11 protein-coding genes are annotated in these 8,116 nt (G+C 73.1%); 6 read left to right on the forward strand and 5 right to left on the reverse strand.

Annotation, left to right across the window (positions count from 1 at the left end; all coding sequences use genetic code 11):
• Positions 1–123 precede the first annotated feature (123 nt).
• Entirely contained in the window at positions 124–417 is a 294-nt protein-coding gene (locus GXW74_RS27445) for a GYD domain-containing protein (protein WP_211850082.1), read from the reverse strand.
• 461 nt (positions 418–878) lie between these two features.
• Complete coding sequence (locus tag GXW74_RS27450) at positions 879–1,211, reverse strand: DUF1491 family protein (RefSeq protein WP_211850084.1); 333 nt, start codon at positions 1,209–1,211, stop codon at positions 879–881.
• A 281-nt stretch (positions 1,212–1,492) separates the two neighbouring features.
• Here GXW74_RS27450 and GXW74_RS27455 point away from each other — a divergent pair, with 281 nt between their 5' ends.
• Both GXW74_RS27455 and GXW74_RS27460 read left to right on the forward strand, forming a co-directional pair.
• Complete coding sequence (locus GXW74_RS27455) at positions 1,493–1,690, forward strand: hypothetical protein (protein WP_246524264.1); 198 nt, start codon at positions 1,493–1,495, stop codon at positions 1,688–1,690.
• 71 nt (positions 1,691–1,761) lie between these two features.
• Positions 1,762–2,640 (forward strand): OmpA family protein, encoded by an 879-nt coding sequence (locus tag GXW74_RS27460; RefSeq protein ID WP_211850087.1) that lies wholly within the window; start codon positions 1,762–1,764, stop codon positions 2,638–2,640.
• A 299-nt stretch (positions 2,641–2,939) separates the two neighbouring features.
• On the opposite strand, the gene GXW74_RS27465 is transcribed toward GXW74_RS27460, so the two are convergent.
• Both GXW74_RS27465 and GXW74_RS27470 read right to left on the reverse strand, forming a co-directional pair.
• Positions 2,940–3,308, reverse strand: coding sequence for a hypothetical protein (locus GXW74_RS27465; protein ID WP_211850089.1), 369 nt, complete (start codon positions 3,306–3,308; stop codon positions 2,940–2,942).
• Between the two features lie 50 nt (positions 3,309–3,358).
• On the reverse strand, positions 3,359–3,940 hold the full coding sequence (locus tag GXW74_RS27470; protein WP_211850090.1) for a cytochrome b: 582 nt from the start codon (positions 3,938–3,940) through the stop codon (positions 3,359–3,361).
• A gap of 57 nt (positions 3,941–3,997) precedes the next feature.
• Between GXW74_RS27470 and GXW74_RS27475 the strand changes: the two genes are divergently transcribed.
• Both GXW74_RS27475 and GXW74_RS27480 read left to right on the forward strand, forming a co-directional pair.
• Complete coding sequence (locus GXW74_RS27475; RefSeq protein ID WP_246524266.1) at positions 3,998–4,930, forward strand: hypothetical protein; 933 nt, start codon at positions 3,998–4,000, stop codon at positions 4,928–4,930.
• A gap of 30 nt (positions 4,931–4,960) precedes the next feature.
• Positions 4,961–5,716, forward strand: a complete 756-nt coding sequence (locus GXW74_RS27480) for a metallophosphoesterase family protein (protein WP_211850092.1) — start codon at positions 4,961–4,963, stop codon at positions 5,714–5,716.
• Between the two features lie 301 nt (positions 5,717–6,017).
• Here GXW74_RS27480 and GXW74_RS27485 read toward each other — a convergent pair whose 3' ends face one another.
• Entirely contained in the window at positions 6,018–6,884 is an 867-nt protein-coding gene (locus GXW74_RS27485) for a ChaN family lipoprotein (protein ID WP_246524268.1), read from the reverse strand.
• Between the two features lie 66 nt (positions 6,885–6,950).
• Between GXW74_RS27485 and GXW74_RS27490 the strand changes: the two genes are divergently transcribed.
• Together GXW74_RS27490 and GXW74_RS27495 are read left to right on the forward strand one after the other, a co-directional pair.
• Complete coding sequence (locus tag GXW74_RS27490) at positions 6,951–7,526, forward strand: nitroreductase family protein (protein ID WP_211850093.1); 576 nt, start codon at positions 6,951–6,953, stop codon at positions 7,524–7,526.
• Between the two features lie 53 nt (positions 7,527–7,579).
• Positions 7,580–7,918, forward strand: coding sequence for an antibiotic biosynthesis monooxygenase family protein (locus tag GXW74_RS27495; RefSeq protein ID WP_211850095.1), 339 nt, complete (start codon positions 7,580–7,582; stop codon positions 7,916–7,918).
• The last annotated feature ends 198 nt before the right edge of the window (positions 7,919–8,116 follow it).

Here is an 8,116-nt window from a genome sequence, read left to right on the forward strand (position 1 = left end):
GCTGACCCATCGATGCCTCGCCTCAGCCTTCACGAGGCTCAGCGAATCACCCCATCATCCACTCACCAAGGCGTTTCGCAGAGGTCTCCGAAGGGCACCGCGCATCGGGTGCCGGCTGACGGATCAGCCAAGGGTCGCGACGATCTGCCGGTAGGCTTGTTCAGGGAAGGCCTTCAGCGTCTTGGTGCGGACATTGCCCATGCGCCCGAGCATCAGCGCGAAGCGCGCGGCGACGGCGTCGTCCGGCGCCTCGATCTGCAAGATGAAGTCGACCTCCCCCATCGTCATGTGAAAGGAGGAGAAGCGGCCGCCCATTTCCTCGATCATCGTCTTGGCGGCATCGAGCCGGCGGGGCGAATCCGCGATCGCCCGTACGCCCTGGTCAGTCCAGTTGCCCAGCATGATGTAGGTGGTCATGGCCCGGGTCCTTTCCGCTTGGGGAGCACAACACCGGAAGCAGCCTTCGTTACGACCATAGAGCATCTTCACCGGATCAGGTGGAATCACTGATCGGGTGAAGATGCTTGCGAAGGCATGAGGCCCCGGGGATTGCCGCGAGCCGGGGCGAATGGCAGCCGCCCTGACATGCGGATGGCGATGTCGGGCGGAATTCCCCGGACGACCGCGCGGGCGGAGCGGAGTGCCGACCATGTGCGCCCGCAAGGCTGATGAGGCGGATGCGCGCGATGCGGAGGGACAGGCACCGCCGCACGCCTTCCTGGAGCGGGCTGCCGCCACCGGCGCCAGCGACCCGTGGCTCCGTCCGCCCGCTGCGGGTGCCCGGTCCTGGAGGTCCAGGGGACCCGGTCCCCTGGCGGGGGTCTCGGGGGCGGCGCCCCCGAGCGGCGCGCGAGGCGGCGCCTCGCGCCCTCCGTCCTTCAGATCATCCGGGCCTCGAAGGGCGGCAGCAGGTCCGGCGCCTCGAATTCCAGCACCCAGAGGTCGGGATCGCGCTTCACCTGGCGGTCGACATAGGCGCTGGCGAGGTCCTCCTCGACCGGCGCGGGGCCGGTGCCGCGCATCCACGCCGGGCGGCCTTCCGCGTCGCGCACCTGGGAGAGCACGACGACCCCTTCCCTTCCGCGCAGCACGGCGAGGATGCCGCCCGAATCCGGATCCCCCTTGCGGAGCACTGCGGCGGGCCGGCCTGACATGTCGGACAGCCGGATCGCCATCGACACCCAAATGCCTGCCTTGACCTTCGGTTCCATTTCGTTTGCCTCAGACGCCGGCGCCCGCATCCGCGGGCTTGGCGTTCGCGCGGAGATGGCGCGCCGGCGACAGCGACCGGTCGCGCGCGGTCGCGCCGTGCGCTCCCGGCCCGAGGCCGGTGCCTCGGGCGGCCTCAGAGGCGTGCCGGGGGGAGGGGCCGTTTGCGGGGTGGATGGGGTGCATTACCCAAGACTCGCACGCGCGGCCCCTTGCCGGAAGGCGCGGCGCGCGCCATTCACCCGGCGGACGGTCAGGGTATCGCGGCATGAGCGAGCGGAAAATGACGGACGCGCAGCGCGCCTACGAGGCGAAGCGCGCGGCCAAGGCGGGGATGAGTCTGGAGAAATGGCTCGCCGACAAGGAAAGGCGCGCGGCCGCCGAGGCCCTGGAAGCCGCCGCCGCGCCCAGCGTGGCCGCGGCTCCGAAGAAGCCCGGCTTCTTCGGCCGGCTGCTGGAAAAGGCCCAGAAGCCGCTCTGACGCCCGGCGGCGGGGCGGGCCCGCCGAGGTTTCCATGACCACACTGCCGCCGGCGGTGTATCGTTGCGACCATGCGCGGCTTGCTGGCCGGAATGCTCGGGCTGCTCGCGCTGGCGGCGGCGCCGGCGCGCGCGCAGGGCTTCCCGCCCGATGGCGCCGTGATCCTCTTCGCGCCGGGCAGCGCCGAGATCGGCCAGGCGGGGCGCGATGTCGTGCTCGCCTTCCTGCGCCCGCCGCGCCCGCCCGGCTTCCGCGGCCATTGCCTGCGCGGCCATGCCGACCGCGGGGCGGGCGCGCAGGCGCTGAGCCTTGAACGTGCACGGGCGGTGGCGGCGATGATGGCGCGGCAGGGCGTCGATCCCGCCGATGTCGTGGTCGAGGCGGCAGGCGACCTCGCGCCGGCGCGGCTGGCCCCGCCCGGCCGCACGGAGCCGATGAACGACCGGGTGGAGCTGGTCCCCTGCCCCGGTCCGCGGCTCGCAGGGATGGCGGAGGCGGAGGCGCGGGCACTCGATGCCGCGGTGGTGCCGGCCTTCGTCACCGCCCTGGCGCCGCGCATCGCGCGCGCGATGGGCTGCGCCGTGCCCCAGATGCCGCGCTGGGCCCTGGTGGCGCCACCCTTCGCCTGCCCGGCGGAGGTGCCGCCGCAGGCCGTGCCGGCGCTCACCGTGCGACGGGTGGACGGCAGCCGGCGGGTGGCCGTGACGCTGGAATGGCCGGCCGGGATCCCGGCCGGGGAGGCGCGCCAGGTCGCCGCCGCTGCGGCGGGGGCGGTGCTGGATCTCTTCGGCCATGCGCCGGCCGCGCCGGTGCTGGCGGCATTGGCGGCGGAAGCCGGCGCCGCGCGGCACCTGGCCTTCCTGGCGGGCGCCAGCCGGGCGGAGGTCGAGGCCGGGCCCGGGGAGGTCCGGCGGCTGCGGGTCGTGGCCGGTGGCGGGGACGGGCCTTAGAGCCGATCCCGGTCAGGTGGAATCGCCCATTCGGGTGAAGATGCTCGCGAAAACAAGAGGCCGGAGCGGTTGCCGTGAGCCGAGGCGAACGGCAACCGCTCCAAGCCGGCCTCCGCGATGCCGCCGGAGGGGGCGGGGCCCGGTCCGAGCGGCTGCCGGGGCGCATCGAAGAGGGACGCCGCCCCGTGGGCGCGATAGCGGGGAGCCGGAGAGGGGCCTTGCCCCTCTCCGGACCTCACCCCACCAAAGGCCGAAAGGCCTTTGGAAACCAATACATCGGGTTGGGGGTTCCAAGGGCCTCAAGTCCTTGGCGGGGGCGCGCGAGGGGGCGAAGCCTCCCCGTCACCAGCCTGCTGCCCCTCGCCGGGCGGGTCGTTCAGCAGCTTGAAGTCGTCGGTCTGGATGTCGCGCCCGAACTGGCCCTTGAACTCCGGCAGCCCGGCCGAGGCGTCATGCACCGCCGCGACGAAGCTGGTGTCGTCCACCGGCGGCGGCAGGGCCGGGGCGGCGCCCTCGGGCAGCGGCAGGGCGCGCTCGGCCGGGCAGGAGCAGACGCAGCTCCCGTCGGCGAGCAGGTTGGGCATGGTCGGCTCGCCGCAGGCGGGGCATTCGACGACCTCGTGCCGGAGGTCGTCCTCGGAGGTGAAACGCTCCCGGGACGCGGTCATCAGGTCCACCGCATGTCATCCCCGCGGCATATGGGGCGTCGCGGCGCCCTCTACAGCATGCGCATCAGCGTGCCGTCCTTGCGGATGGCGTGGTGGAAGATCGCGCCGCCGACATGGGCGACGAGCAGCACCAGGAAGAGATATCCGCCGATAGTGTGGATCCAGGACAGCACCTGCGCGAGGCCCTCCGAGGTTTCCATGAACTTCGGCAGTTCGATGAAGCCGAGATAGGCGGTCCTGCCCTGCAGCGGGAATCCCCAGGCGTTGGTGGCGAGGAAGCCCATCACCGGCTGGATGATCAGCAGCGCGTAGAGCCCGTGATGCGTCGCCGTGCCGGCGATGCGCAGGATGGCGGGCAGGCTCTCGGGATGCGGCGGCGGCCGGTGCGTCGCCTTCCACAGCAGCCGGGCCAGCGCCACCAGCAGCACGGTCAGCCCGGCGCTTTCATGGATGGCGTAGAAGCCCATCTTGTAGGCCCCGTCCGCCTCTCCGGTGATGAACTTGATGACGAAGCCCGTCGGCAGCGCGATGGCGATCAGCCCGACCGTGATCCAGTGGAACCATTTGGCGACGCTGCCGTACTGGCCGTCCGGATGGGCGGCGTCCTGGCCGGGGAGCGTGGCGGCGTGCATGGATCGTCTCCGCTGGGTCGTCGCGCCAGCCTATCGCATGGCCGGGCAGGTCCGCACATGGGGATGATCGCCGCGCATGCGGATTGGAGCACGGATCCGCGCAAGCGGTGGGTGAGCATCGCGCGGCGCGGCGCGCGCGGCTGGCGGGCGGAAGCGCCGGTCCCGGCCGGCGACCCGGCGGCGCTGGCGGCGGCGCTGATCGCCGAAGGCGTGCCGGTGGCGCTCGGCCTCGACCTGCCGCTCGGCGTGCCGCGCGGCTTCGCGGCAGGCCGGCCGGAGGCGGGCTTCCCCGGCTTCCTGCGCGGGCTCGCGACGCGGCCCGGCTTCTTCGCGGTGGCGGCGACGCTCGACGAGGTCTCGCGCGACCGGCCCTTCTATCCGGCGCGCGGCGTGAGGGGGATGACGCGGGCAGCGCACGCGGCGGCCCTCGGGCTCGGCGAGGCGCGCGGCCTGTCGCGGCTGTGCGACCGCGCCACCGCCGAACGCCCCGCCGGCGCGCCGGTGTTCTGGACGCTGGGGGCGAACCAGTCCGGCAAGGCGGCGATCGCGGCCTGGCGGGACTGGCTGGCGCCGGGTCTGGCCGCCGGGGCGCCCTATTCGCTGTGGCCCTTCGAGGGCGGCGTGCACGCGCTGCTGGCGCGGGGCCGCGCGGTGCTGGCGGAGGTCTATCCGGCCGAGGCGCTGCGCCATGCCGGACTCGTCATGGGCGGGTCGAAGCGCGTGCAGCGCGACCGCGCGGCGCTGGCCACGCCGCTGCTGGAGGCGATGGCGGCGCGGCGCGTCGCGCCCTCCGGCGCTCTGCGCGCCATGGCGAAGGAGGGCTTCGGCCCCGACGCCGCCGGCGAGGACCGCTTCGATTCCGTCATCGGCCTGCTCGGGCTTGTCGGCGTGCTCGACGGCGCGCGGCCGGACTTCGTGCCGCGGGACCCGGCGGTGCGCGCCTGGGAAGGCTGGGTGCTGGGGCAGACGGCATTGCCGCGCGATGGTTAGATCGGGCACCGACCAAGGGAGATTCGTCGCATGCGGCTCGCGGTGATCGCGGACATCCACGGCAACGTCGCGGCGCTCCAGGCGGCGCTCGCCGACATCGCGGCGCGCGGGGCGGATGCGACGATCTGCCTCGGCGACATCGCCTCCGGCCAATGCTGGCCGCGCGAGACGGTGGAGATGCTGCAGGATTCCGGCATCCCCAGCATCCGCGGCAATCATGACCGCTGGATCTCCGAACATGATCCCGCGACCATGGGCAAGCAGGACCGCCTCGCCTACGATGAGCTGACCGCATCGCAGCGCGACTGGCTGATGGGCCTGCCGGAACTGCTGACGCCCGCGCCGGGCGTGCTCGCCTGCCACGGCACGCCGTCCTCCGACATGCAGAACCTGATCGAGGAAGTGATCGCCGAACGCCTGCGCCCGGCGCCGATGGCGGTGCTGCGCGAACGCCTCGGCGACGAGGGCATGGCGGCGCGCGTCGTGCTCTGCGGCCACAGCCACCGGACCGGCATGGTGCAGGTGCCGGGCGGGCCGCTGGTGGTGAACCCGGGCAGCCTCGGCCTGCCGGGCTTCCGCATCAGCCGCGAGCCGGCACACCGGCAGGAGGCGGGCACGCCGCATGCGCGCTACGCGGTGCTGGATCTCGATGCGGCGCGGGTCGGGGTGGAATTGGTGGCGATCGGGTACGACTGGGACGCTGCGGCGCGGCGGGCGGAGGAGGTCGGGGCGAACGCCGCCTGGCCGCATGTGATCCGGACCGGGTTGTTGCCGGAGAGCGCGTGATGGGCGGGGGGAAGGGAACTTCCCCCCGCGCCCCCCAACCTTCCTTGGCTTCCTGGGGACTGATGCCAGCGGCACGAGTTCTTGCCTCGTGCCGAGGCCGCGACGGGCACCCGATCATCTTGCCTTGCAACGTGACCGGGGATCCGGAACGCGGGCCGCCGGTGGTCCGGCTCAGCCAAGCGAACCGGAGGTTTGCGCCCGGCGTCCGAGGGCAGGAAAGGCCGGATACCAGCGGTCGCGAATGGCGACCGTTGGTATGACTTCGGGGGGGCGCCTCCAGGGCGAGGACCGGCCAGCGTCGTCAGGCCGTCGGCCGCCCCCGCTCGGCTGGCGGCTCCGGCGGGTCGAGGCGGAACAGCGCATCGCCGATGCCGGCGACCCGCGCGGCATCGTGCTCGCCGTCCCCTGTCGGCAGCAGGATGCCGATCTCCGTCACGCCGAGATCGCGGAGCTGGTGCGGCGTGCCGTGGCCGTAGTCGACATGGCCACGGCCCATGATGCCGACGACCAGCGGCGCCGGCAGGCCCTCGGCCTCGGCCTCGCGCCGCGCCTGCACGATGTTGCAGGCGAAGGCGCGGTCCCAGACCTGCTGGGCGCGGATGAAGCGGTCGGTGATGTCCTCAGGCCGGCGGCCGGTGAGCATGGCGATGTAGGCGCGGTGCCCCGCGGTGGGGGCAGCGGAGGGGGTCAGGCCGTCCCGCTCCTCCTCCGGCACCGCATCCCAGCCTTCCTTGCCGACGCGGGTGACCAGCGGGCGATGGCAGTTCAGCGCCAGCATCCGTACCCCCTGCTGCCGGCAGAAGTGGAACAGCGGCAGGTAGATCTCGGGGGGGAAGCCCCAGACCTTCTCCCATTCCGCCTGCTCCAGGAACTCCGCAGTCCCCATCCCGCCGGCCACCCAGCGGTCGAGCACCGGCTGCAGCCGGCGCGGAAACATCTCGAAGCCCATCTGCATGTCGGGCCGCAGCAGGTGCAGGCAGGTCGCGACCTGGAGCTGCCAGCGATGGATCTCGGCGACGTCATGCGTCTCGCCGAGCAGCACCACCTGCCGCCGCGCCATCCGCGCCATCAGCGCGGCGGGTTCGAGGCGCGCGCCCGTCCCCGGGTCGAGCCAGGCGGCGCGCGGGTGCGGAAAGCTCGGGGAGATGCGAGGCTGATCTGCGGACATGAGGCGAGACGTATTGCGAATGCGAGTAATTCGCAATATATCCCCTCACCCCGAGCCGCCGAGACCATGTCGCTGCCACCTGCCCTTTCCGCCCTGCTCGATCGCGCTTCCGTCTCGCCGAGCCTGCTGCAGGCACCAGGCCCGGACCAGGGCGCGCTGCACCTGGCCGTCGCCGCCGCCCTGCGCGCCCCGGACCATGGCGGACTGAAGCCCACCCGCTTCGTCTTCATCGACGGCGAGGCAAGGCGGGCCTTCGGCGAGATCCTCGCCGACTCGCTCGCCCGGCGGGAACCGGCGACGCCACCCGAACGACTGGAGATCGAGCGCGGCAAGCCCTTGCGCGCGCCCCTCGTGGTCGCCGCCGGCGCCGCGCTCCGGCCCGGCCATCGCATCCCGGTCTGGGAACAGGAAGCGACCGCGGCGGCGGGCGTGATGAATTTCCTCAATGCCCTGGACGCCCAGGGCTTCGGCTCCATCTGGCTGTCGTCGGGCGCGCTGCGCGACACCACGGTCAAGGCTGCCCTCGGCTTCGCCGAGACCGATGCGCTGCTCGGCTGGATCTACGCCGGCACGCCGGCCGTGAACCGCCCGCGGCCGGTCCGCCCGGAACCCGATGCCTTCTGCCGGAGCTGGACCCCCTAGACGCCACCGCCACGCCTTCCCGCACGGCCACCAGGAACCGAGGAGAAACCACCATGTTCGTCGCCGCCAACCGCTTCCGCGTCATCCCCGCCCACGCCGCGGAATTCGAGGCACGCTGGCTGAACCGCGAGAGCCGCCTGCACGAGCTCGACGGCTTCATCACCTTCCACCTGCTGAAGGGTCCGCAGGCCGAGGACCACATCCTCTATTCGTCCTTCACGCTCTGGGCGTCGAAGGAGGCCTTCGAGGCCTGGACCCGCTCCGAGCAATTCCGCACCGCCCATGCCGCCGCGGGGTCGAACAAGCCGCTGACGCTCGGGCCGCCGCAGTTCGAAGGGCTCGAGGTGCTGCAGACGGTGGGCTCGCCGACGCACCAGCCGGCGGCGGCGTAGGGCGGCGTCCGACCGGGAGGATTCACCTGGCCGGGTGGAGATGCCCCATGACGATGTCGTGCTGAAGGGGTTGCCGTAAGCCGGGGCGAACGGTGGCAGCCGCTGCAGCCGGGGGGGGGGGGGGGGGGGGGGGGGGGGGGGGGGGGGGGGGGGGGGGGGGGGGGGGGGGGGGGGGGGGGGGGGGGGGGGGGGGGGGGG

Origin of the sequence: Neoroseomonas eburnea (assembly GCF_018129005.1) — a bacterium.
In the GTDB taxonomy this organism is placed as follows: domain Bacteria; phylum Pseudomonadota; class Alphaproteobacteria; order Acetobacterales; family Acetobacteraceae; genus Neoroseomonas; species Neoroseomonas eburnea.